Origin of the sequence: Pedobacter quisquiliarum (assembly GCF_014642175.1) — a bacterium.
Lineage (GTDB): Bacteria > Bacteroidota > Bacteroidia > Sphingobacteriales > Sphingobacteriaceae > Pedobacter > Pedobacter quisquiliarum.
The window spans coordinates 49694-73919 of record NZ_BMIL01000001.1 but is presented as its reverse complement, the minus strand read 5'-3'; the positions used below and the strand labels follow the sequence as shown (position 1 = coordinate 73919).

Annotated in this window: 23 protein-coding genes; 11 read left to right on the top strand and 12 right to left on the bottom strand. The window is 45.4% G+C overall.

Annotation, left to right across the window (positions count from 1 at the left end; translation table 11 throughout):
* Nucleotides 1-155: 155 nt before the first annotated feature.
* The 3 genes from lpxB to surE are packed head-to-tail and all read right to left on the bottom strand — an operon-like array spanning nucleotide 156 to nucleotide 2312.
* Nucleotides 156-1274, bottom strand: a complete 1119-nt coding sequence (gene lpxB / locus IEW69_RS00295) for a lipid-A-disaccharide synthase (RefSeq protein WP_188624822.1) — start codon at nucleotides 1272-1274, stop codon at nucleotides 156-158.
* The gene (locus tag IEW69_RS00290; RefSeq protein ID WP_188624821.1) at nucleotides 1271-1540 is read right to left on the bottom strand and encodes a stationary phase survival protein SurE; all 270 of its coding nucleotides are present in this window, start codon (nucleotides 1538-1540) and stop codon (nucleotides 1271-1273) included. Before IEW69_RS00290 ends, lpxB begins: the two co-directional genes overlap by 4 nt.
* Nucleotides 1533-2312 carry a 5'/3'-nucleotidase SurE gene (gene surE, locus IEW69_RS00285; protein WP_188624820.1) on the bottom strand — a complete coding sequence of 260 codons (780 nt, stop codon included), beginning with the start codon at nucleotides 2310-2312 and terminating at the stop codon, nucleotides 1533-1535. The genes IEW69_RS00290 and surE overlap by 8 nt, the downstream gene beginning before the upstream one ends.
* A 105-nt stretch (nucleotides 2313-2417) precedes the next feature.
* Between surE and IEW69_RS00280 the strand changes: the two genes are divergently transcribed.
* Nucleotides 2418-5351, top strand: a complete 2934-nt coding sequence (locus IEW69_RS00280) for a M16 family metallopeptidase (RefSeq protein WP_188624819.1) — start codon at nucleotides 2418-2420, stop codon at nucleotides 5349-5351.
* 69 nt (nucleotides 5352-5420) lie between these two features.
* On the opposite strand, the gene IEW69_RS00275 is transcribed toward IEW69_RS00280, so the two are convergent.
* Nucleotides 5421-5606: a CsbD family protein gene (locus tag IEW69_RS00275; protein WP_188624818.1), complete on the bottom strand. Its 186-nt coding sequence runs from the start codon at nucleotides 5604-5606 to the stop codon at nucleotides 5421-5423.
* A 65-nt stretch (nucleotides 5607-5671) separates the two neighbouring features.
* Nucleotides 5672-7570 carry an acetate--CoA ligase gene (gene acs / locus IEW69_RS00270; RefSeq protein WP_188624817.1) on the bottom strand — a complete coding sequence of 633 codons (1899 nt, stop codon included), beginning with the start codon at nucleotides 7568-7570 and terminating at the stop codon, nucleotides 5672-5674.
* A gap of 296 nt (nucleotides 7571-7866) precedes the next feature.
* Between acs and IEW69_RS00265 the strand changes: the two genes are divergently transcribed.
* The 8 genes from IEW69_RS00265 (at nucleotide 7867) to IEW69_RS00230 (ending at nucleotide 14478) form a co-directional block, all read left to right on the top strand.
* Nucleotides 7867-8364, top strand: a complete 498-nt coding sequence (locus IEW69_RS00265; protein WP_188624816.1) for a hypothetical protein — start codon at nucleotides 7867-7869, stop codon at nucleotides 8362-8364.
* 94 nt (nucleotides 8365-8458) lie between these two features.
* Complete coding sequence (gene rpmB / locus IEW69_RS00260) at nucleotides 8459-8692, top strand: 50S ribosomal protein L28 (RefSeq protein ID WP_188624815.1); 234 nt, start codon at nucleotides 8459-8461, stop codon at nucleotides 8690-8692.
* Between the two features lie 38 nt (nucleotides 8693-8730).
* Entirely contained in the window at nucleotides 8731-8913 is a 183-nt protein-coding gene (gene rpmG, locus IEW69_RS00255) for a 50S ribosomal protein L33 (RefSeq protein ID WP_008242799.1), read from the top strand.
* A 35-nt stretch (nucleotides 8914-8948) separates the two neighbouring features.
* The gene (locus IEW69_RS00250) at nucleotides 8949-9113 is read left to right on the top strand and encodes a DUF4295 domain-containing protein (protein ID WP_188624814.1); all 165 of its coding nucleotides are present in this window, start codon (nucleotides 8949-8951) and stop codon (nucleotides 9111-9113) included.
* Nucleotides 9114-9184: 71 nt separating this feature from the next.
* Nucleotides 9185-10147: a signal recognition particle-docking protein FtsY gene (ftsY, locus tag IEW69_RS00245; protein ID WP_188624813.1), complete on the top strand. Its 963-nt coding sequence runs from the start codon at nucleotides 9185-9187 to the stop codon at nucleotides 10145-10147.
* Nucleotides 10148-10173: 26 nt separating this feature from the next.
* A complete protein-coding gene (gene rimO, locus IEW69_RS00240) occupies nucleotides 10174-11508 on the top strand; it encodes a 30S ribosomal protein S12 methylthiotransferase RimO (protein WP_188624812.1) in 1335 nt (444 codons plus the stop codon).
* A 47-nt stretch (nucleotides 11509-11555) separates the two neighbouring features.
* Complete coding sequence (gene bshC / locus IEW69_RS00235; RefSeq protein ID WP_188624811.1) at nucleotides 11556-13148, top strand: bacillithiol biosynthesis cysteine-adding enzyme BshC; 1593 nt, start codon at nucleotides 11556-11558, stop codon at nucleotides 13146-13148.
* 244 nt (nucleotides 13149-13392) lie between these two features.
* Nucleotides 13393-14478: an Ldh family oxidoreductase gene (locus IEW69_RS00230; protein WP_188625225.1), complete on the top strand. Its 1086-nt coding sequence runs from the start codon at nucleotides 13393-13395 to the stop codon at nucleotides 14476-14478.
* Nucleotides 14479-14589: 111 nt separating this feature from the next.
* On the opposite strand, the gene lepB is transcribed toward IEW69_RS00230, so the two are convergent.
* Genes lepB through IEW69_RS00205 form a run of 5 tightly spaced genes read right to left on the bottom strand, consistent with a single transcriptional unit; the run spans nucleotide 14590 to nucleotide 18938 of the window.
* Nucleotides 14590-15786: a signal peptidase I gene (gene lepB / locus IEW69_RS00225; protein WP_188624810.1), complete on the bottom strand. Its 1197-nt coding sequence runs from the start codon at nucleotides 15784-15786 to the stop codon at nucleotides 14590-14592.
* 6 nt (nucleotides 15787-15792) lie between these two features.
* Entirely contained in the window at nucleotides 15793-16533 is a 741-nt protein-coding gene (gene dapB / locus IEW69_RS00220) for a 4-hydroxy-tetrahydrodipicolinate reductase (protein WP_188624809.1), read from the bottom strand.
* Between the two features lie 52 nt (nucleotides 16534-16585).
* Nucleotides 16586-17209, bottom strand: coding sequence for a DUF5683 domain-containing protein (locus IEW69_RS00215; protein ID WP_188624808.1), 624 nt, complete (start codon nucleotides 17207-17209; stop codon nucleotides 16586-16588).
* Nucleotides 17209-18126, bottom strand: a complete 918-nt coding sequence (locus IEW69_RS00210) for a ParB/RepB/Spo0J family partition protein (protein WP_188624807.1) — start codon at nucleotides 18124-18126, stop codon at nucleotides 17209-17211. Before IEW69_RS00210 ends, IEW69_RS00215 begins: the two co-directional genes overlap by 1 nt.
* Entirely contained in the window at nucleotides 18126-18938 is an 813-nt protein-coding gene (locus IEW69_RS00205; RefSeq protein WP_188624806.1) for a ParA family protein, read from the bottom strand. Before IEW69_RS00205 ends, IEW69_RS00210 begins: the two co-directional genes overlap by 1 nt.
* 184 nt (nucleotides 18939-19122) lie before the next feature.
* Between IEW69_RS00205 and IEW69_RS00200 the strand changes: the two genes are divergently transcribed.
* Nucleotides 19123-19644 carry an NADPH-dependent FMN reductase gene (locus IEW69_RS00200; RefSeq protein ID WP_188624805.1) on the top strand — a complete coding sequence of 174 codons (522 nt, stop codon included), beginning with the start codon at nucleotides 19123-19125 and terminating at the stop codon, nucleotides 19642-19644.
* Here IEW69_RS00200 and IEW69_RS00195 read toward each other — a convergent pair.
* On the bottom strand, nucleotides 19641-20096 hold the full coding sequence (locus IEW69_RS00195) for a hypothetical protein (RefSeq protein WP_188624804.1): 456 nt from the start codon (nucleotides 20094-20096) through the stop codon (nucleotides 19641-19643). The two genes, IEW69_RS00200 and IEW69_RS00195, sit on opposite strands and share 4 nt — an antisense overlap.
* A 78-nt stretch (nucleotides 20097-20174) precedes the next feature.
* Here IEW69_RS00195 and IEW69_RS00190 point away from each other — a divergent pair, with 78 nt between their 5' ends.
* On the top strand, nucleotides 20175-21773 hold the full coding sequence (locus tag IEW69_RS00190; protein WP_308420542.1) for an ABC transporter substrate-binding protein: 1599 nt from the start codon (nucleotides 20175-20177) through the stop codon (nucleotides 21771-21773).
* A gap of 1 nt (nucleotide 21774) precedes the next feature.
* On the opposite strand, the gene IEW69_RS00185 is transcribed toward IEW69_RS00190, so the two are convergent.
* Nucleotides 21775-24192: a TonB-dependent receptor gene (locus tag IEW69_RS00185; RefSeq protein ID WP_188624802.1), complete on the bottom strand. Its 2418-nt coding sequence runs from the start codon at nucleotides 24190-24192 to the stop codon at nucleotides 21775-21777.
* Nucleotides 24193-24226 lie beyond the last annotated feature (34 nt).

The window sequence follows — 24226 nt, the reverse complement described above, 5'->3', positions numbered from 1 at the left end:
AAACCACAGGTCGCCTTATAAATCTAGTTTACAGCACCATGCGGTTGATTTACCCAGAAATAGATGAATCTTAGCGTTTGAAAAGCAAATTGATTGCTTAGTGGTAAATATATTAGCTATGCAGCAAGAAAAAACCTGCGTAACTAACAGGTTACTTAATCTGCAATCGGATTTTTGAGGAATTTTGTGATCAGTTCTGCGGTACGTTCTGATGCGCCGGGCTTGCCCATCACATCAGCCAGCGCCTTGTAATCCAGCAACATGGTTTCCCTGGCAGGCCCGTCGAGAATGGCGCCCAGTGTTGTGGTTAGCAGTTCGGTATTACAATCCTCCTGGATAAGTTCTGTAACAACCTTTTTATCCATGATCAGGTTCACCAGGGAGATGAACTTGATTTTGACCAGCATTCTGGCGATGGCAATCGAGATTGTACCACCTTTGTAAACAACCACCTGCGGCACGTGGAAGAGTGCGGTCTCCAGCGTTGCCGTACCAGAGGCTACGATGGCGGCATGTGCATGATGCAGGAGATCGTAAGTTTCTCCGAAAACGAGCGGTACGGCCTGTCCGCCGTTGAATTGTGCATAGTAAGCTGGTTCAAATCCCGGGGCACCCGCGATTACAAACTGGTAATCCGGGAAATTATTGATCGTGCTTAACATGACGGGCAGCAGGCGTTCAATTTCCTGTTTACGACTGCCGGGCAGCAGCGCAATAATTTTCTTGTCCTCCAGCTGATGCTGCTGCTGAAAAGTCGGGTTAGGTTCGAACCGCGCGATCTCGTCTAGCAAGGGATTTCCGACGTAGTCGATGTCCATCGCCCAGCTTTTGTAGAAGGCAACTTCAAAGGGTAAGATGCAGAACATCTTATCCACGACCTTCTTGATGCGCAGTACTCGCTTCTGGTTCCATGCCCAGACTTTCGGGGAGATGTAGTAGCAAACCTTGATGCCTTTGTTTTTTGCGAACTCTGCAATCTTGAGGTTGAAGCCTGGAAAGTCGATCAGGATCAAGGCATCGGGTTGGTATTCCAGTATATCCTGCTTGCAGGTTTTCATGTTCCGCAGGATGGTGTTGAGGTTGAGTACCACTTCGGTAAAACCCATGAAGGCCATATCGGCGTAGTGCTTAACCAGGGTTCCACCCTCCTGCTGCATTTTATCACCACCAAAGTACCTGAATTCGGCACCGGGATCCGCTACTTTTAAGGCGCGCATCAAGTTTGCGCCATGCAAATCTCCTGATGCTTCACCAGCTACAAGGTAGTATTTCATGATTTGGATATTTTATAGTAGAAGAAAGCCATGCCCCATGCGAAGGTTGCAATGATGAGGCCACGGCCGATGTTGTCCTTGTTTTCTTTGAACACGAACTTAAGCATCAGTGCATTCACGGCAATACAGCCGATCAGCAGGAGATCTAACTTTGCCAGGTAAGATACCGCATGCATGATGTACCAGGTGATGCCAATTAGGACACCTGGCACGATCAAACCGATTCCAAGTCCAGCCCAGAGGGTATCTTTGAATGCTTTAAACATCAAAGTTCCAGGTGTTAAGTACCGGGATGGCATGATGCGCGGTAAGGTCGAACTGTACCGGAACAACAGATACATAGTTGTTTTCAAGCGCCCAAACATCTGTGTCTTCGCCTTTATCAAAGTTCTGGAACACACCGGTTAACCAGTAATAAGGACGTTGGTAAGGGTCATTACGCTCATCGAACTCCTCTGCCCATTTCGCATTTGCCTGACGGCAGATTTTGATGCCTTTTAAGTCGGCACCTTTAGGGAAATTCACGTTCAGTAAGGTTGCTGGTGGCAGTCCATTTGCCAACACCTGCTCGCATATGATTTTAATGAACTTCTTGGAATGGCTGAAGTCTGCTTCCTGTGAGAAGTCGTCCAGCGAAAAGCCAATCGAAGGTATAGATTCAATAGCACCTTCTACTGCTGCAGACATGGTACCGGAGTAAATAACATTGATGGAGTTGTTCAAACCATGGTTAATACCAGACACACATAAATCAGGTTTCTGGCCTTTGAAAATCTTGTTTACGGCAAGCTTTACACAATCTACCGGTGTACCGGAGCACTTGTACATTTCTACACCTGGATATAGGTCTACTTTATCGAATCTCAAGGGTTTACCGATGGTGATGGCGTGGCCCATGCCTGATTGCGGCCCATCGGGTGCGACAACCACAACATTTCCGAGTTCCTGTGCAACTTCGATCAGGTTTTTGATGCCTGGTGCGGTTATACCATCATCATTTACAACTAGGATATTGGGTCTGTTTGCGTGTTTTTTCAAGGTATTAGGGTTCTAAGTTTATTCTTGCACCAAAAGTACAAGAAATCAATATAATGTGTAAGTATTAATGTGGATTGAGGTTATATTTGAGTATAACTTATATTAATGAAACATAAACTAATCCTCTTAGCGGGATTTCTTTTTACCGGTTCGGGCCTGATTGCACAAAGCCAGTATCAATGGAAAACGGCTTCTTCTGGCGGCTATACCTACAAGTATGTCACCAATGACCCAATTAAAACCAGGTTTTACACGCTGAAAAACGGACTTACGGTAATGCTCTCCCCTAATGCGAAAGAGCCGAACATCGAGTACCGTATGGCCATTCGCGCAGGAAGCAACACCGACCCTCGAACCAACACCGGTTTGGCGCACTACCTGGAGCACCTGCTTTTTAAAGGGACGGACAAGTTCGGCACCACCGACTTTACAAAAGAGAAGCCTTACCTGGATAAGATTGATGCTTTGTACGAGAAGTATAATGCAACGACGGACAGTGCAGCCCGGAAAGCAATTTACAGGGAGATTGACAAGACTTCTAATGAAGCCTCTAACATCTCGATTGCGAATGAGTATGATAAGATGATGATGAGCATCGGGGGACAGTCGACCAACGCGCACACCTGGTATGAAGAAACGGTCTACAATGAAGATTTCCCTTCGAACGCAACGGATAAGTTCTTAGCACTGCAGGGCGAGCGTTTCCGTAACCCGATCCTGCGTATATTCCATACAGAGCTGGAAGCGGTGTATGAAGAGAAGAACCGTAGCCTGGACAGTGACGGAAACAAGCTGGATGAAGCCATGTCGAGCCTGCTCTTCCCGACGCACAACTACGGGCAGCAAACCACTATCGGCACGATCGAGCACCTTAAGAACCCTTCACTGGTGGAGATTCGCAAGTACTACCAGAAATATTATGTGCCGAACAATATGGCGGTGATCATGACTGGTGATTTCAATCCGGACGAGATGATCAAGAAGGTGGACCAGACCTTTGCTTACATGAAGGCGAAGCCACTGGAACTGTACAATCCGGCACCGGAGAAACCATTGACAAAAATCCAGACCGTGGAGGTTTATGGCCCAAGTGCGGAGAATGTAGATCTATATTACCGCGGTTATGCACAGCACAGCAAGGAAAGCTTGATGTTGCACCTGATCTCCAGGATTTTTGCAAACGGTAAAGCCGGATTACTGGACATCAACCTGAACAAGCAGCAGAAAGTACTTAAGTCGACCGCTGGTTATCAGCAGATGAAAGATTATGGTATGTTCTACTTCAGCGTGCAGCCAAAAGCAGGTCAAACGCTGGAGCAGGCCAAAGAACTGCTGATGGAGCAAGTGGCCTTGCTTAAAAAAGGTGCGTTTGATGAGGCGCTGATCCCTGCGACCGTTGCCAACACGAAGCTATCTTTGTTGCAGGCTTTCGACAGCAACAGCTACCGCGCAGAAGCAGCCAGCACAGAGTTCATTATGAACCGTGGTACAGACTGGAACAAAACGCTTGAACGCGCAGATGCGATGGGCAAGATCACCAAACAAGAGCTGGTACGTTTTGCAAATCAGTTTTTTGTAGACAACTACGTGGTGGGTTATAAACATAAAGGTGTGGATAAGAACCAGCCGAAAGTGGAAAAGCCGCTGATTACCCCGATTAACCCGAATGCAAACGCAACTTCTTCGTTCACCAAAAGCATTGTAGAGATGCCGGTTAAAGCGGTTGAACCGAAGTTCCTGGACTACAAAAAGGATTTAAACTTTGGTAAGTCGGGCATTGCAGAGGTAGTTAGCGTTCAGAACAAGGAGAATGCTATTTTCAGAATGTCTTACCGTTTCGACATGGGTACCTACAACTATAAGTTGCTTCCTTACGCGGCGCAGTACCTGAACTTCCTGGGCACCGATAAATATACAGCTGAAGAAATCAGCAAGCAGTTTTACAACATTGCATGCAGCTACAGCATGAACGTGGGTAATGAGTTGGTAACGATTAACATCACAGGTTTACAAGAGAATTTTGATAAGGCGGTAAGCCTGGTTGAACACCTGTTCCTGAATGCTAAACCAAACGAGACCGCGCTTGAAGACCTGAAGAAGAGCATCCTGAAAAACAGACAGAACATGAAGACCAACAAGTCGGCAATTCTAAGTGGCTTGGTTACTTATGCGCAGTATGGTCCTAAAAATCCGCTGAACAATGTGTTGAGCAATGAAGAGGTGAACAAGATGACCTCAAAAGAGCTGATGTACATTCTGCACAACATCTTTAATTACAAGCATGCGATTACGTATTATGGTCCGAAGCCACTGGTAAACTTTGAGCAGGACATAGCCAAGTTGCACAGACTGCCTTCTGAGTTTACACCGGAGGCACCTGCGGAAAAATACACGTATACCAAAACCGCAGCTAATCAAGTACTGTTTGCCGATTATGATATGGTACAGTCGGAGATCAGATGGTTCCGCAACGACGGACCGTACGATCCATCACAGATTGGTAAGATCGCCCTTTTCAACAGCTACTTCGGTGGAGGTATGGGTTCAATTGTATTCCAGACCATCCGCGAGTCTAAGGCTTTAGCCTACTCTACCAATGCTTATTTCTCTTCACCGGATTCAAAGGACAAAGAGTATGGCATGGTGGCTTATGTGGGTAGCCAGGCAGATAAGATGACGGATGCTGTTGCAGGCATGAATGAATTGCTGACCGCACTTCCGCAAATCGACAAATCTTTTGAAGGTTCTAAAAGCAATGCGTTAAATGCGATTGAGACGGAGCGTGTGACGAAAGACGCGATCATCTACAATTACTTCGCAGACAAAAAGCTGGGCATAGACCACGATTCCAGAATGGATAGCTACAACAGCCTAAAGACGATGACGTTTACGGATGTTAAGGACTTCCATAACAGTCGTATCGCCAATAAAGCATATAACTATTGTATCGTAGCTTCTGAAAAGAAGGTGAAGCTGGAAGACATGGAGAAATTTGGTCCGGTGACCAAGTTAAGCCTGGAACAGATCTTCGGATACTAAATAGGATCACATAAAAAAAGCGGCTGCTCAATTGAATGAGCAGCCGCTTTTTTGTTTGTATGAACTGGTTTACAATGATTTCAACCAGTCTACAACTTCTTCTCTGGTTTTACCAGTTTTTTGTTGAAGTCTTCCGTAAAGTTCATCGCCTTTACCGTCTTCATATTTCAAATCGTCATCAGTCAGATCAGCATAAGCTTGTTTTGCTTTTCCTTTGAGTTCGTTCCATTTTCCTTTTAATTCTAACTCATCCATGGTTCTATGTATTAGGTTTGAAATTCTGTTTGTTGGTAATAGAACACCGATGTATGGAATTTGTTTTAACGAAGCTTTGCCGCGCCTTCAACAATCTCCTCTACTACTGCAGGATCGAGCAGTGTTGAGGTATCGCCAAGGTTGCTGGTTTCGCCTTCGGCGATTTTCCTCAGGATTCTGCGCATGATCTTTCCGGATCTGGTTTTCGGCAGGCCGGATACAAAGAGAATCTTGTCTGGTTTTGCAATGGCGCCAATAACGCGGGTTACCGTTTGAAGGATATCACGCTTGTTGAGATCTTCATCGTGCTGGCTGTTTCCGAAGATGACGAAGGCGTAGATGCCCTGCCCTTTCACATCATGCGGGAAGCCGACTACGGCACTTTCCACAACACCGGAGTGCATGTTAATGGCGTTTTCTACTTCGGCTGTGCCGATACGGTGACCGGACACATTGATCACGTCATCTACGCGGCCGGTGATTTTGTAGTAGCCATCCTGATCGCGCATACAGCCATCGCCGGTGAAGTACATATCCTTATAGGTAGAGAAGTAGGTTAACTTGCAGCGCTCATGATCGCCATAGGTGGTCCGGAGGATACCTGGCCATGGGAATTTGATGCAGAGGTTTCCACTTACGCCATTGCCCTCGATCTCGTTGCCAGCTTCATCAACCAGCACAGGCTGGATGCCCGGCAGTGGTAAAGTTGCGTAGCTCGGCTTGGTTGGTGTTACGAATGCTATTGGGGAGATCATGATACCTCCATTTTCCGTTTGCCACCAGGTATCGACGATCGGGCAATTGTCTTTTCCAATTTCTTCATTATACCAGTGCCATGCTTCTTCGTTGATGGGTTCGCCAACGGAGCCCAGCACGCGAAGGCTGCTAAGATCATGGCCTTGGATCGGTTCCGTACCGAAGCTCATTAACGAGCGAATGGCGGTTGGGGCGGTATATAGGATGTTTACTTTGTGTTTCTCCACGATCTGCCACATACGGGAGGCATCGGGATAGGTTGGAATGCCTTCGAACATCAAGGTTGTTGCACCCTGAGAAAGTGGGCCGTAGACAATGTAAGAGTGACCGGTGATCCAGCCAATATCTGCCGTGCAGAAGAATACTTCGTCTGGTTGGTAGTTGAAAACATTTGTAAAGGTATAGCCGGCATATACCATATAGCCGCCAACGGTATGTACCACCCCTTTGGGTTTACCGGTAGATCCGGAGGTATAAAGAATGAAGAGCATGTCTTCCGCGTCCATTTCTTCTGCCGGGCAGTTCGCATCAACGAGCTTCACCTCATCTTCCCACCAGATGTCGCGACCTTTAATCATGGAAACCGGCGTGCGGGTGTTGGTCAGTACAATCACTTTTTCTACCGTAGGGCAGCCGATCAGCGCATCATCGATTACTTCTTTGAGCTGGATTTGTTTGTTACCGCGGAAAGAGCCATCTGCGGTGATCACCAACTTACATTTTGCATCATTGATGCGGTCGGCGATCGACTGTGCGGAGAAGCCACCGAAGATTACGGAATGTACCGCACCAATTCTTGCGCAAGCAAGTACGGCAACGGCAAGCTCGGGTACCATCGGCATATATATACAGATGCGGTCGCCTTTTTTGACACCGTTCTTCTTGAGCACGTTTGCAAATCTGCAAACCTGCACATGCAGGATCTTATACGTTAGGGTAATGGGATCTTTCTCCGGGTCATTGGGTTCCCAGATGATGGCTGGTGTATCGCCATGTTCTGCAAGATGGCGGTCGAGACAGTTTTCTGTAATGTTGAGTTTTGCACCTTCAAACCATTTTACATTAGGTTCTGAGAAGTTCCAGGATAGCACTTTGTCCCATTTTTTCTTCCAAAGGAAATTGTCGGCTATACCAGCCCAGAATTCCTCCGGATTTTCTACGCTATGTTTATAAGCTTGCTGGTATGCCTCAAAGGAATTAATTTGCATGTTGTTTAAATTCTAGTAGGTCTATTCCAAATTTACATATTCGAAATAAAACGGGCTGCATGATCTTTGGTTAAAAACAACGTAATTGTAAATATTGTAACCTTAAAACGGGTGCAGCGTAACATTATCGGTGCACTAAAGGTGTTAGAAGTGCTGTATAAAGCCTGTTAGAACAAGCAGGCTGGAGCTTGTAGCGCAAGTAGGCAGAACTGTAAAAACAAGACAATATGTCTTTATCAGACCTATTGTATATGCAAAATCAATATATTGTATCCCTCAAAAGAAGAAAGACATTTATGAAAGACATAAGATCAACATTTTTCTCCATGGTTTTTGCGAGCCTGGTCTGTTCTGCAGGTGCAGCACTGCCGGCTTCGGCGCAGCAGCAGGAGAAACGCTCAGACAGTACAGACTACACCCTGATCCGCAAATCGCCGGGAATTAAAGAGGTGGATTTTAAACGCGGCAAGAAGAAAGGCAGTGGCCTGGTGATTACATTCGGGGAGAGCGTGACGGACTTGAAGAGCAATAATATTACGGCTGGGAACGTTACAGGGAATACCAAATCTGCCGAGCGGCTGAATGAAAAAGGTCCGGAATTTGACCGGATAGACATCATAGAGGGCAAATACGGGGATATTGCTGTGGAGAAAAAAACGAGCACACAGAACATCTATACCTTGACTAATCTGACCTTCCCACTGCGATTGGTTTTACATTCCGGGACTGATTTTGTGGAGTTTAGACTAGCGGAAGCGGCTAAATGGACGCTTGATGTTAATTATAAAAAATAATTGCACACCCTATTGCCATTCAAATTTATTTTTATGATATTTGCACACTCTTAAAAGAATTAAGCGACTTATATTTAACACTATATTTAAAGGCATGTCAAGAGTTTGTGATTTAACCGGAAAGATGGCAATGAGTGGTTTTAATGTTTCTCACTCGAACGTTAAAACTAAACGTAAGTTTTATCCCAACTTACAACTTCAGAAATTTTATATCCCTGAAGAGGATCGTTGGATAACATTGAAGGTATCTACTTCAGCTATCAAAACCATCAATAAAATTGGTATCAGTGAAGCGATTAATCGTTTCATGAAAAAAGGATTTTTGTAATAAACATTAGCTGGTGATCCGGCTTTAATAATAAAAAAATGGCAAAGAAAGGTAACAGAGTACAAGTTATTCTAGAATGTACTGAACATAAAACTAGTGGCATGCCGGGTATGTCCAGATATATTTCTACAAAAAACCGTAAGAACACTACAGAACGTTTGGAGTTGAAAAAATTCAACCCTGTTTTGAAAAAAGTTACAGTACACAAAGAAATTAAGTAATACATCGGTATTAAATTAATACAATCTATTAGATCATGGCAAAAAAGGTAGTTGCAACCCTTAAAACGGGTAAAGGCAAAGAATATTCAAAAGTTATCACGATGACTAAATCACCTGTAACAGGTGCATATTCTTTCAAAGAAATCATCGTTCACAACGATCACGTTAAAGATGCTATTACTCCTCAAGCAGGTAAGTAATTTTAATATTTAATCATATTAAAGCCGTCCCTTTTAACCGGGAGGGCTTTTTTATTTTCGTATAAGTTCATATGGGTCTATTCGATTTTTTTAAGAAAAAAGAAGCCGCTCCTGAGGCTAAGGTGGCACTGGACAAAGGTTTAGAGAAAACCAAGGAAGGCTTTTTGAGTAAAATCACCAAAGCCGTTGCTGGTAAATCTACCGTTGATGATGATGTACTCGACAATCTGGAAGAGGTATTGGTGACTTCTGATGTTGGTGTAACCACGACCTTGAAGATTATTGAACGTATTGAAGCCCGTGTAGCCAGAGACAAGTATTTGTCGACGGCTGAACTTCATGGACTACTACGCGATGAAATCCAGCTTCTGCTGGCAGAGAACAACAGCAATGACTTTCGCAACTTTGAATACGGACAACATAAGCCTTATGTAATTATGGTTGTGGGTGTGAATGGTGTTGGTAAAACGACCACCATTGGCAAGCTGGCCAATAAACTTAAGGCAGAAAACCTGAAGGTTGTGCTTGGTGCGGCGGATACGTTCCGTGCTGCAGCGGTTGAGCAGATTAAACTCTGGGGTGAGCGCGTAGGTGTACGTGTAGTGGCACAGGCCATGGGCTCCGACCCTGCTTCTGTGGCTTTCGATACGCTGCAATCTGCAGTGGCAAACCAGGAAGATGTCGTTATCATTGATACTGCCGGACGTTTACACAACAAGGTTGGTTTGATGAACGAACTTGGAAAGATCAAGAACGTAATGCAGAAGGTTGTACCGAATGCGCCACACGAGATTTTACTTGTTCTGGATGGCTCTACCGGGCAGAACGCCTTTGAACAATGTAAACAATTTACGGAAGCGACCGACGTGAACGCATTAGCGATCACCAAACTTGATGGCACAGCGAAAGGCGGTGTCGTTATCGGTATTTCTGATCAATTTAAAATCCCGGTGAAATACATCGGCGTAGGTGAAGGCGTTGATGATCTTCAGCTATTTGATAAAAAAGCTTTTGTAGACAGCTTATTCAATTAGTCTGCATTTTTGCAAGGAAATAACACATGAACACTAAAATCATTCCCTCCATTAAACCAATCAAAAAACCTAAGGTAAACGTAATTACTTTGGGCTGCTCCAAGAATATTTACGATTCTGAAGTATTGATGGGCCAGTTACGCGGCAATCAAATGGAGGTGGTACATGAAGCGGAGCAGGTTAATAAAGATGATATCATCGTTATCAATACCTGTGGCTTTATTGATAATGCGAAACAGGAGTCGATAGACACCATTTTACAATACAGTCAGCTTAAAGATGAAGGCAAAGTGGGCAAGGTAATCGTTACTGGTTGCCTTTCTGAACGCTACAAGCCGGAACTTGAGTCTGAAATCACCAACGTTGATGCCTTCTTCGGCACGAACGACCTGAATAATATTCTACACTCGTTAGGTGCAAACTATAAGCATGAACTTATTGGTGAGCGCTTATTGACTACCCCTTCGCATTTTGCTTATTTCAAGATTGCTGAAGGTTGTAACCGTCCCTGCTCCTTCTGTGCGATTCCGCTGATGCGTGGAAAACACATCTCCAGAGATATGAATGAGCTGGTGAATGAGGCAAAGATTCTTGCCGCAAACGGTACGAAGGAACTTATTTTGATTGCTCAGGATCTGACCTACTATGGTCTGGATATATATGGCAAAAGGAATTTAGATGAATTGCTGAGACGTCTTTCTGACGTGCCCGGTATTGAGTGGATCCGTTTGCAATATGCTTATCCTTCAGGTTTCCCAATGGAGATTCTGGATGCGATGAACGAGCGTGAAAACATTTGTAAATACCTGGATATGCCACTACAGCATATTACAGATCGCATGCTGAAGTCGATGCGCCGCGGGATTACTAAACAAAAGACCATAGACATTGTTAATCAGATCCGGGAAAAAGTACCAGGTATCGCGATGCGTACAACGTTAATTACGGGCTATCCTGGCGAGACGGAACAAGACTTTGAAGAGATGTTGAACTGGGTTGAAGATACCCGTTTTGACAGACTTGGCTGCTTTACCTACTCTCATGAGGAAAAAACGCATGCCCATAATTTAGTGGATGATGTGCCTGAGGAAGTTAAACAGGAACGTGTTGACGCGATTATGGAACTGCAGCAAGGTATTTCTTTTGAGATCAATCAGGAAAAAGTAGGCCATACTTACAAGGTGCTTGTGGATCGTAAGGAAGGTGATTTCTTCATCGGCCGTACAGAATTTGACTCTCCGGAGGTTGACAATGAGGTACTTATAGATGCGGCGACACTTTATGCTGCACCGGGTAGTTTCGTTCATGTGAAGATCGACCGCGCGGAGGACTTTGACCTGTATGGACAAATTGTAAAATAAATACGAGCGGAGCAGGAATTTGCTTTAATAACTTAATTTCGTTTCAAATGCAGGCAAAATACATTAGTTATCAGCAAACGAACTCCTTCTCTCCTATTGTATTAGATTATATTCAGGGTAACGAAACTTTAAAGCCTTTTTATAAGTATCCGACCAACTTGTCGGGCTTTGCCTCGGCGATTAAAGAACGACCTGTTCTCGCCAACCGGCAGGTACTGGTGGATGTGCTTAAAAAGCAATATGCCAATATACAAAGTTCGGTCCTGGTGCGCAGCAATATCGAATTGCTTGCAGACGAAAAGACATTTACCATAACGACGGGCCACCAGTTGAATCTATTCACCGGCCCGTTGTATTTCATCTATAAGATCGTAACCACGATCAATCTCGCCAAAGAACTTAAGGCTGCTCATCCGAAATATAACTTTATTCCAGTTTACTGGATGGCAACGGAAGATCACGACTTTGAAGAGATCAATCACATTAAGCTTGAGGACAAGAAGCTGGTTTGGGAAACCAATGCAGCTGGCGCTACCGGGAAGATCAGCACCGCTGATTTAATGGATGTACTTTCCGCCTACCAGGGTTATCTGGGTATTGGGGAAAGTGGCGCGGAGCTGGCAGCCATTATAGAAGCGGCGTACCAGCAACATGATAATCTTGCCGATGCCACAAGGGCGTTGGTAGATGCCTTGTTCAGGGAAACTGGCCTGGTTTGCATTGATGCAGATGAGGCAGCCTTGAAGCAGCAGTTTGCTTCGATCATCAAGCAAGATATTCTGGAGCAGCATAGCTTCGCACAGATCGAGAAGAGCAATGCTGCACTGGAAGAAGCGGGTTACAAGCCGCAGGTAAATCCCCGAGAAATCAATTTCTTCTATATGACGGAAGGTTTTCGAGAGCGGATTGTATTTGAGAACGGCAGCTACCAGGCGCTTAACAGCGACATCAAATTTACAGCTGCAGCGCTTGCCGCAGAAATTGACGCCCACCCGGAAAGATTTAGTCCAAATGTGGTTATGCGCCCGATGTATCAGGAGATTATTCTACCCAACCTTGCCTACATTGGCGGCGGTGCAGAAGTGACCTACTGGCTACAACTAAAAGCCAACTTCGACTTTTACAAAGTACCTTACCCCGTATTGTTACTGCGGAACTCGGCGCTTGTTATTGACAAGCGGAGTGAGCGTAAAATGCAGATCCTGGGCATTGGTCATGTGAGTTTGTTCAAGGATAATGAACAGCTTAAAACCGAGTGGGTGAAGTCGCATGTGAACACCTATCTTTCCCTTGCTGATGAAGAACGTGCCATTGGGGCTGTTTTCGATCACATCAAACTTAATGCTTATAAGATCGACAAGACGCTATCCCAATCTGCGGATGCGGCTAAAAAGCGCGCCTTGAAGCTGATTGAAAGCCTGGATAAGAAGATGATGCGTGCAGAGAAACGTAAGCACCAGACTTCATTAAATCAGATTGATGGCTTGAAAAACAAGCTTTTCCCTTCTGGTGTATTGCAGGAAAGGGTACTAAATATTGCGCCTTTATATGTGATGTATGGAGATGAATTTATTCAGGCGTTGCTGGATTCCTTTAAGCCGCTGGACCATAAGTTTACGGTGCTCTTTGCCGCTTCATAGGAAGCTTTTACATTTTTTCGCTTTTCTTATTTAACGCATAGGGCACATAATTGCCCAATAACCTGCGTAGAACCTCAAGGTTTATTACTTTTGCTGCATCAAGCGAGGCTGCATTAAGCGAGGCTGCATGAAGCGAAATGGATTACCTGTGGTCACAGTTCTGCACAGCATGACTGCGATCATTGTAGCCGGCGTGCAATACCATGCTTTATGTAATCCTGTTATCTTTTTAGACAATAAACAAATGAACTTTATCACTTTCCCCGAACCCCAGTTACGCAGTTTTACAGAACAGGTATTTTTAAAGATGGGCTGTTCCGAAGCCGATGCAACACTGGCCGCGGATGTGCTGTTACGCTCAGACCTTCGTGGCATCGACTCTCATGGGGTGGCGCGTTTGGTGGGCTACGTACGACTCTGGGAGAAAGGAAGAATCAATGCGACGCCGAACATCCGTGTGGTGCATGAAACGCCGACCACGGCCACGGTAGATGGGGATGCAGGTTTAGGGTTGGTGGTTGCACCTTTTGCCATGAAACTGGCGATTGAAAAGGCGAAGATCTATGGCAGTGGATGGGTGTCGGTGAAAAACTCCAACCATTTCGGCATTGCCGGATACCACTCCCTGCTTGCCACTGAACACGATATGATCGGCATCAGCATGACGAATGCAAGTCCGCTGGTTGCCCCCACTTACGCGAACGAACGCCTGCTGGGCACCAACCCGATGTGTTATGCTTTCCCTGCGGGAAAGTACCCACCTGTGGTGGTCGATATGGCGACTTCAGCAGCGGCGAACGGCAAGCTGGAGATTGCGCAACGCGCAGGGAAAGCCATCCCGGAAGGCTGGGCACAGGATAAAGACGGACGGCCATCCACCGACCCGAACCAACTCAAAGCTGGTGGATCACTACTGCCGCTGGGCGGAGATAAAGACCATGGCAGTCACAAAGGATTCGGGCTCAGTGCAACGGTAGACATACTCTCCGCTGTGCTTTCCGGTGCCAATTACGGTCCCTGGGTACCACCATTCGTTGCTTTCATGGAGCCTTCGGCAAACCCTGTGGGTGAAGGCATCGGGCACTTCTTCGGTGCCATGCGCATAGATGGCTTCCGCCCTGCGGACGACTTTAAACATCATCTGGATAACTGGATAGAAACCTTCCGCAATGCCAGGCCGGTTGACCCTGCACAACGGGTTATCATTCCCGGCGAGCCGGAAACGGCCTTTGAGCAGGAAAGAGCAATTAATGGTATCCCCTTAATTGATGCTGTTGTGAACGACCTGAATGAACTTGCAACCAAACTTGGCGTAGCAGCACTGGGTTAAAAAACCTTTTCAACTATGTTGAAATAGATATGGTATAAAAGAAAAGCCGTTTGAGTGATCAAACGGCTTTTCTTTTGAATGCTTGTGATAGTTAATGAATGTCTTTTCCTTCTAATGAATGCCTTTGAATATCCGGCTCCAACGAATTTTGCTAAAGAAGGATCCCTGGTCGCGCACGCTCATCCAGATGAATAATGCTTTTCCAACCACGTGATCTTCCGGTACAAATCCGAAGAATCGTGAATCCAGGGAATTGTGTCTGTTATCCCCCATCATCCAGTAATAGTCCATTTTGAAGGTGTAAGTGTCAGCCTTCTGACCATTGATTAACCAGCCATCAGCGGATTTCTCGAGCTTATTACCTTCGTAGATGCGGATTGCCCGTTCGTACATCGGCATGGTTACACTGTCCAGCTTAACGGTCCAACCTTTCTTAGGTACCGTAATGGGCCCTAAGTTGTCCACGTTCCAGGTTCTGTTTTTGTCTTGTGGAAACACGCTTATGTCTGCGTAATCTGCAGGCGCGGTGTCTTCCTGTACCGATAGTACAAAATCCAGTTTCTTCACCTCTGCCATCATTTCCTCAGTGCCTACAAACTGATAGGTGTTCTGTTGGCCTAAAGACGAAATGTCGGAGTTGATATCAAAGCCCAGGTCGGTAAATACAGCGAAGTTTACATCTGATGACTTCATTTGAACCGCATACGTGATCTGTCCGGTCGGCACCAACTTTTCCGGTTTTCCATTTACGGAGACAATACCGTTTTTAATGGTGATCACATCACCACCGATACCGATACATCTTTTGATGTAATTTTCGCGCTTGTCGACAGGCCTGCTGGTCACGGTAAACTGGCTGTTCACCGCAGCGTGGCCCATAGACCGCACGAGATTATAATAGTTCTGGTCCTGCGCTTCAAGCGCTACTGTATCCCCTTCGGGGAAGTTGAAAACCACGACGTCATTTCTTTTGATATCCGACAAGCCTGGTAGGCGGCGGTATTTCCATTGTACACCTTCCCAGTAAGCCTTACCACCGGTAACCGGCATGGTATGGTGCGCAAAAGGGAAAGCAACAGGTGTCATGGGAATCCTTGCACCATAATTTACTTTACTGACGAAAAGGAAATCACCGATCATCAGCGAGCGTTCCATGGAACCCGTAGGGATGGTATACGCTTCGATAAAGAACACGCGGATGATGGTTGCGGCAATAACGGCGAAGATGATCGCGTCTGCCCACTCTCTTGTTTTAGACTTTTTCTTATTGGGATCTGTAGCTTTCTTCTTCCAGAACTTATAGTTCATATCAGTTTATTTAAAATTGAAAATATCGGCAATATTGAAAAAGCCATGTTTATCCTGCAACCATTCAGCGGCAATAACTGCACCCAGTGCAAATCCTGCTCTGCTGTGTGCAGTGTGTTTAAACTCGATTTCATCGACCTCAGAGCTGTATACCACCGTATGCGTTCCGGGCACCTGATCCACCCGCTCAGAGGCGATCAGCAGCTGCTCCTGCTTCAGGTTTTCTGTTGGCGCATTACCATCAAGTATGTTCACCCACTCTTCTTTCCGCTCCAGGTTGTCTATAATGCCTTCAGCTATCGTCATCGCCGTGCCGCTTGGAGAATCCAGCTTTTGCGTGTGGTGGATCTCCTCCACCTGCACATCATAGGCAGGAAAGTTATTCATCAACTTTGCCAGCACCTGGTTCACGTGAAAGAACACATTTACCCCAATGCTGAAGTTAGACCCATAAAGCAAAGTATTGTTACTATCCAGGCAGTCATTTTTTACTTTCTGCAATTCGCCGTACCAGCCCGTTGTACCAACGACCACAGGAATCTTGGCTTCGAAGCAGGTATAGATGTTTGTAATCGCTGCTGCAGGTGCACTGAAGTCGATCGCGATATCTGCTTTGGATAAGTTTTCAGGCGTAAGATCTGCCTGGTTATCTAAATTGATTTTGAGAACAACTTCATGTCCGCGTTCCAGTGCGTACCGTTCTATGATCAGGCCCATTTTACCGTAGCCAAGCAGTGCAATTTTCATTGTAAGAAAGAAATAAAGTTTAAGAATGCTGTTCCGCGGTCCATGTAAGTGTTTACAGTTTAAATGAGACCTTGATTGCCGGAACAAAAGATTGATAGCCGAGCATGGTGCCGGAGCTGATCACAGATGGCTTAATGCGGATGGCGAGATCATCACCCACGTCGAAATACTTCAGACGGGCATCTACGTATGCTTCCACCACCTGGAGGCCGTAAAGGCCGATCATGGAAAAGATCACGACCTCACGGTTCCTGCGGTAAGTATCTTTAGCCGCAGTTAACCCGGCAGTCTGTACATCAAAGTATGGACTACCAACGACCGATCGGCCGCCATTTGCCTGCCGGTCACGCAGTTCAGCAAGAAATTCGTTGTATTTATTGTTGTTGTCGATATAAGACATGGTAAGCAGCGTAGCACCAGTATAGATTGCAGCGATTTTAATCCCACGGTAAACATTAAGTCCGTTGCCGAACTGCCCCCAACCAGGAATAATTGCAGATCTGATGATGGCCCTTCGGGCAGCAACCTTCCCCACATTTACATAGTTGGAGTTCAACGTATCTACCCGGGCAACTTTCGCTCCGGAACTATCGGCTTTTATGGTTATTGGATCCTGCGCTTGCACCGTAAAAGATGCAAGTACAAGAAAATATATCAACCATATTTGTCTGGACATTACCAATCTAATAGTTCTAAAATCCGGCTTAAATCATCATTGGATACAAAAGGGATCTCAATTGCACCTTTACCATTCTGACCCACTTTCAGCTTCACCTTAGTGGCGAACTTAGAGGCCAGGTCTTTTTGTAATTTCTGGTATTCAAAGGAAGTACCTGCAGGCTGCTTTGTCGCCTTAGGCTTCAACTGCAAGGCATGAATGCTTCTTGCCATTTCTTCCACCCTTCTTACTGACAATCCTTTATCTATAATCTCCTGGTGAATGAAAAGTTGTTTTTCTACATCATCAACGTTGATCAAAGCACGGGCATGGCCCATAGAAATCTTCTGATCACGGATAGACACCTGAATTTCAGGCGGTAATTTCAGCAGGCGCAGGTAGTTGGTGATCGTTGTACGATTTTTACCAACGCGTTCACCAAGCTGTTCTTGTTTAAGGTTACACTCTTCCATCATGCGCTGGAAGCTTAGGGCAACTTCAATCGCATTCAGGTTTTCACGCTGGATGTTTTCAATGAGTGCCATTTCCAGCATCTGCTGATCATTCGCAGAACGCACATACGCAGGAATGTCGTCGAGGCCGGCAAGCTTTGCTGCACGGAACCTTCGCTCACCAGAGATCAGCTGATACTTGCCCGTATCCATTCTACGAACGGTTATTGGCTGAATCAAGCCTTGCACCCGAATGGATTCGGATAACTCATGGAGAGATACCTGATCAAACTCGGTACGTGGTTGATATGGATTGGTTTCAATGTCAGCAATTGCGATACTGCCGATACTGCTTTCAGGACGTGCTTCAGGTGCAGTGGCAGGCGGCGTAGCGCTCTTTTTGGGCGCATGTGCCGTTTCCGTGTCATCTAAAAGCGCACTTAATCCTCTACCTAAACCTGTTTTTCGCTGGAAAGATGTCATTAAATATTTTTAATTTTTGCCGTTGTCAATTCTTCAGGCTCGGGTACCAGTCCGTTCTTTCGGACAATCTCACGTGCCAGATTCAGATAGTTTATTGCGCCTTTACAGTTTGCGTCGTGCATAATCACAGACACCCCATAACTTGGCGCTTCACTTAAGCGGGTATTACGCTGAATGATGGTATCAAAAACAAGATCATGGAAATGTGTTCTTACTTCTTCCACCACCTGGTTGGATAGACGTAAACGAACATCATACATGGTCAAAAGGATGCCTTCAATCTCCAGCTCTGTATTCAGGCGGGTTTGTACAATTTTGATGGTGTTCAGTAATTTACCAAGACCTTCAAGTGCGAAGTACTCGCATTGTACCGGAATGATCACGGAATCCGCAGCAGTTAAGGCGTTAATCGTGATCAAACCAAGAGATGGGGAGCAGTCAATGATGATGAAGTCATATTGTTCGCGAACCTTGCCCAGCACCGACTTCATTTTAAACTCGCGGTTGGTCAGATTGATCATCTCAATCTCGGCCCCTACAAGGTCAATGTGTGCAGGTAAAAGATCCAGGTTCGGCGTTTCCGTTTTCTGGATGGCCTCTGTTGGTTCTATATCATTGATAATGCACTCGTAAATACTGTTTTTGATGTTTCTTGGATCAAACCCTATTCCGGATGTAGAGTTGGCCTGAGGATCAGCGTCAACCAATAAGGTCTTATATTCTAATACGGCTAAACTTGCGGCAAGATTTATGGCTGATGTCGTTTTACCCACCCCACCCTTCTGATTTGCCAACGCAATTATTTTACTCATCTATCTATCTAAATTTACCTGTTAAGTGTAGGAGGTGCTCGAACACTAGCGTTAATTCACCTTTAAAGTACTATTTTTGCACGTCTAAGGGGCTTTTTAACAAATAGCTAAGATACAAACTAAATAGCAATTTTACTGTTAATGCCACAAGTGTTTTGCACATCTTACTAACAAATTACATGCTATGATTACCATCGTTTCCGGCACCAACAGGCCCAATAGTAATACGCTGAAAGTGTCCAGATATTATCTTAAAACACTGCAGCAGCTTGGCCAGGAAGCCCAACTTTTTAGCCTGGAAAGTCTACCGGAAAACATCATTACGTCCGACCTCTACGGCAAGCGCAGTCCAGAATTTGAACCCATACAAGAGCTGGTTGTTAATACCGACAAGTTCATGTTCATCATCCCAGAATACAACGGAAGTTTCCCCGGCGTGCTGAAAACCTTTATCGATGCCTGTGAATTCCCTGCAAGTTTTTACGATAAGAAAGCTGCCTTAACGGGTATATCTTCCGGAAAGTACGGCAATATCCGTGGCATAGATCATTTTTCCGGCGTATGCGGATACCTGCATTTGAATGTACTGCCTTTAAGGTTGCACATTCCCGCCATTAAATACGAATTGAATGAAGAAGGCGATTTCTTTAAAGAAGATACGCTGAAGTTTACAAATGATCAGATCAGCAAGCTGGTAAGGTTTTAAACTCCAAAGGCAGTCCAGGTACGACCTTCATTGCCAAAAACGAAGTATCCAGGGTACAGCAGCTCGGCAATATCTTCCATAAGGGCAACCAGAGATTGTGCATCCATGTTGGTTACATCATGTTCATCCAGCAGGTACACGCGGTTATACGTCACCGAAGGCCATTCTTTCTGCAGTAATCCAGGTACAATACCCATGAGCTCCAGCATGCCCTTTCCGGCATCCTCGTAGATCAGCACCTGTGCTTCAAGCGGATCTATCTGCATGATCCCGCCCGCCGCTTCTACCAAATCCTTCAATCGGGTATTCAGCTGATTCTCGGCATTCAGGCAGATCACATGTATCTTTTCCATGAACTTGATTTTATGCAAGACGAGGTCTACACGCTCCTGAAGCGTCTCTCTCAGCACTTCATCTTCAACATTTTTTATCACTTCATTTAAAAAAGACATACTATTAAATTGGTTACTTTGTGCAAAATTAGTATTCCTGTACAGATGCGCCGTATTATTCAATATATATTTTGTGGATTGCTTTTCTTAGGCTTCAGCGCCTGCAAGACCAAATCTTCCAATGATAACAGAACGGTTTTCAACCTTAACATAGATCAGAACCTGACTTCCATGGACCCTGCATTCGCCAGAAATCAGAATGCCATCTGGATGATCAATCAGATCTTCAATGGATTGGTGCAGGTCGACAGTAACCTGAACACCATCCCAGCCATCGCCAAAACATGGACGGTTTCGGAGGATGGCCTCCAATACACCTTCAACCTGCGCGATGACGTGTATTTTCATGACGATCCGCTTTTTGAAGGCGGAAAAGGCCGGAAGGTTGTTGCGGAAGACTTCCGCTATTCCTTTTACCGGCTTATAGATCCGAAAGTCGCCTCATCCGGCGGCTGGATTTTCAATGACAAGGTGAAGGACATCAACAGCTTCAAAGCCATCAATGATACTACCTTCCGCATTGAACTGAGTAAGCCCTTCCCCGCCTTTCTGAACCTGCTTACCGCCCAATACTGCTCTGTAGTACCTAAGGAAGTGGTGGAGCATTATGGAAAAGATTTCCGTAGCCATCCTGTGGGCACAGGACCTTTTAAATTTAAATACTGGAAAGAAGACGAGATCCTTGTACTGCTTAAAAATGAAAAGTACTGGGAGAAAGACGGCGCGCAGCAACTCCCCTATCTGGATGCAATTAAGGCGACTTTTATCAGCGACAAACAAAGTGCATTCATGAACTTCATCAAAAAAGACCTGGACTTCTTTGACAAGGTCGATGGTAGTTACCGCGACGATATCCTGACGAAGAGCGGTAAAATGACGCCGAAGTATCAGGACAAGTTCCAACTACTTAAACGCCCTTACCTCTGCACAGAATACATCGGCATCCTTGTAGACACCTCGAAAAGCATCGTTAAAAACTCACCATTAAGGCTGAAGAAGGTCCGTCAGGCCATTCAGTATGCCATTGATAAGCCTAAACTCATCAAGTATTTACGGAACAGTGTTGGTATTCCTGCAACTGCAGGATTTGTACCGCTGGGCATGCCGGGTTTCGACAGCACGGTGGTGAAGGGTTACAGCTACAATCCCGCAAAGGCCGCCCGCTTACTTGCCGAAGCCGGTTTTCCTGACGGCAAAAACCTGCCGGTGGTTAAGCTCAGTACGTCCACCACCTACAAAGACCTGATTGAGTTTGTACAGGGTGAACTGAATGCAATAGGCATTAAAGTGAAAGTAGATGTGAGCCCGAATGCCAGCTTACGTGAGCTGATGGCTAAAAATGAAGTGAATTTCTTCAGAGGATCTTGGATTGCAGATTACCCGGATGCGGAGAACTACCTCTCTGTTTTTTATTCCCGCAATAAGGTCCCTTTCGGACCAAACTACACAGGCTATTTTAACAAAGAATTTGACAGGCTGTTTGAGCAGAGTTACTATGAAAATGATCCGGTGAAAAGGTATGCCCTATATCACCGGATGGATAACATGATCATGGAGCATGGCTCCATGATCCCGCTATTTTATGATCAATCTGTCGTGATGCTACAGAATAACATCACGGGTTTCCCTTTAAACCCGCTGAACCTGATGATTCTTAAGCGGGTAAAAAAGGGTTAATTTAGCCTTGACCGGCCCCGCCCATCTGGCCGCCCATTTGTTGCTCGCCTTGTTTTAAGTCGTCATTTTTAATGGACTTTTTCTTAGGCGGTGCGTTGAAGTTGATCTTACCAAAGTTGTAACTAAAGTTTACACCAAAGGAGCGAATCGGATAGTAAATGTTGGTTGTCTGCAGGAATTCTGCACTCTCATTACGCGTTTCAATGTGCAGATCTCTGGCAAATACATTAAATACATTCACGCCAATAGTCGCTTTCTTCTTCATGATATCCTTTTTTAAGGCACCACCATAAAACGCCATGGCGCCCGTTGTACCCTGGAAAGATCTTCTTGCACCATTATAAACACCAAAGATCTCTGTATTCCAGCCCCCCGTAAAACCAATAGCAGATCTCATGAACACCGTATAGTTGGCATAAACCCCTGTACTCTCATTTGTAGTCGGATTCATAACCTCATAGCTGTTTAAGCTTAGATTACCCATTAGCGTCCATTTTGGTAGTGGGTTGTAGCTCGCGAAGGTGTTAAAGCCGTAAGATTTACTTGTACCTACGTTGAAGTAGGATGTTAGTTTTTGTCCCGGATAAAACACGCTTTCAATAACATCCTGCGTGTTTCTGTAGAATACCGAAGCATTAATCATTGACCCTTTAATGAAAGTCGAATAACCCAGTTCAAGCACATCCGTTAGCTCCGGATTTAGTGCCGGATTACCCTGACGTTTATTCTCCGGGTCTGTTTCATCCAGGAATGGATTCAAATAGAATAAACTCGGACGCTGCATCCTTCTGTTGTAGCTCAACTTCAAGGTAGTACGCTGAGAAAATGCCTGCGAAACAATCGCACTTGGAAACAGGTTGAAATAGTCATTTTTGAAATCCAGGGTACTTCCTGCAGTACCGTTGATGTTGGTGTACTCGGCTCTCAAACCACCTTTGAAGGAAAGTTTCTTCGCCAGCTTAAAGCTAATCACACCGTAAGCCGCAGCTACATCCTGACCGTAATCGAAGTCCTGCTCGGTGTCCTGATATTTACTTTCAATATTTCTGGAGATACCTTTCAGTCCGGTTTCCAAAATCACGGATTTCGAGAATGGATAGGTATAATCCGACTGCAAAGTGTACTCGTTGTTTTTACCGGTGTTATCTCCAATAATCTCCATCGCCGCGGTATTTGGATACACATACCTGGTTACAAAGTCATTCACATTACGGCCAAAAGATGCCTGCCCGGAAACGCTGAACTCCTCACCCTCGCGCTTACTTGTCCTGCGGTAATCGGCAGTCCAGTCGAAGTTGCTCATCGCTGCTTCGCTATTCGACTCACGCGCGAAGCTGGACTGGTTGTTCCCTGCACGGCTAAGCACACCCAATACCCCATCATTGCCGGTCTCAAAGCGATTGTACTTCAAACTTGTCGATAAGCTGTTGTAATTGTTGATGTCGTAATCCACACCAACGTTTCCGTTTCCTCCCCAGCGTTTAGATTTGGTGGTACCAGATTGTTGTAGTGTGGTATTCAGGTTATAGTTCTCATTTAGTAGCTCTACTCGGGTATCCTGCGGAATGGCGTATTGCACACCCACGTTACTGGTTACTCCTAAACGACCCTGACGGGTGTTCAAGCTGAAGTTACCGTTGTTCTGACGTGTACCTGCAGATAAGTTCACTGCACCACTTACACCTTGAGCGGTTTTCTTTTTGGTGATGATGTTGATGATACCACCTGAACCTTCAGCATCGTATTTTGCCGATGGACTGGTAATAACCTCAACGGTTTTGATCTGCTCTGCAGGGATCATCTTTAACGCATCTGCAACACTGTTTGCCATCGTTCCTGATGGTTTACCATTGATCAGCACGCGTACCTGTGAACTTCCACGAAGTGAAACATTACCATCAATATCAACCGAAAGCATCGGCACCTTACGCATCACGTCGCTGGCATTTCCACCTGCAACCGTCACATCCTGCTCTGCATTATAAACCAGTTTATCAATTTTGGTTTCCACTAAAGCCTTTTGACCGGTTACGGTAACCTCTGCAAGATTGTTAGAAGTTCCAACCAATTTGATGGTTCCTAAATTCAAGTCTGGCCGCTCTGGTGTGGTTGTCACCGTTAACACCTTCGTGGTATAGCCGATGAAGCCTATGGTCAGTTTGTATTTACCAGGACTAACATTCTGAATGGCGATTTTCCCCTTCTCATCAGACACCGCGCCATTGATGGCTTTGTTGTCAGAAATTCTAACCAGCGAAGTACTGGCATAATCCACAGGTTTATTGCTTAGAGAGTCTACAATTGTCGCAGAAACCTTCCCCACAACCGTAACCCTGGTGCTTGCACCACCAATTGGAAATTGCGCTTTCGCCTGTAAAATGCTGAACACGCTAAAAAATAATAGTAACAGTCTTTTCATATAAATCCTTAAAGTATCTGCCATTAGTACCCAA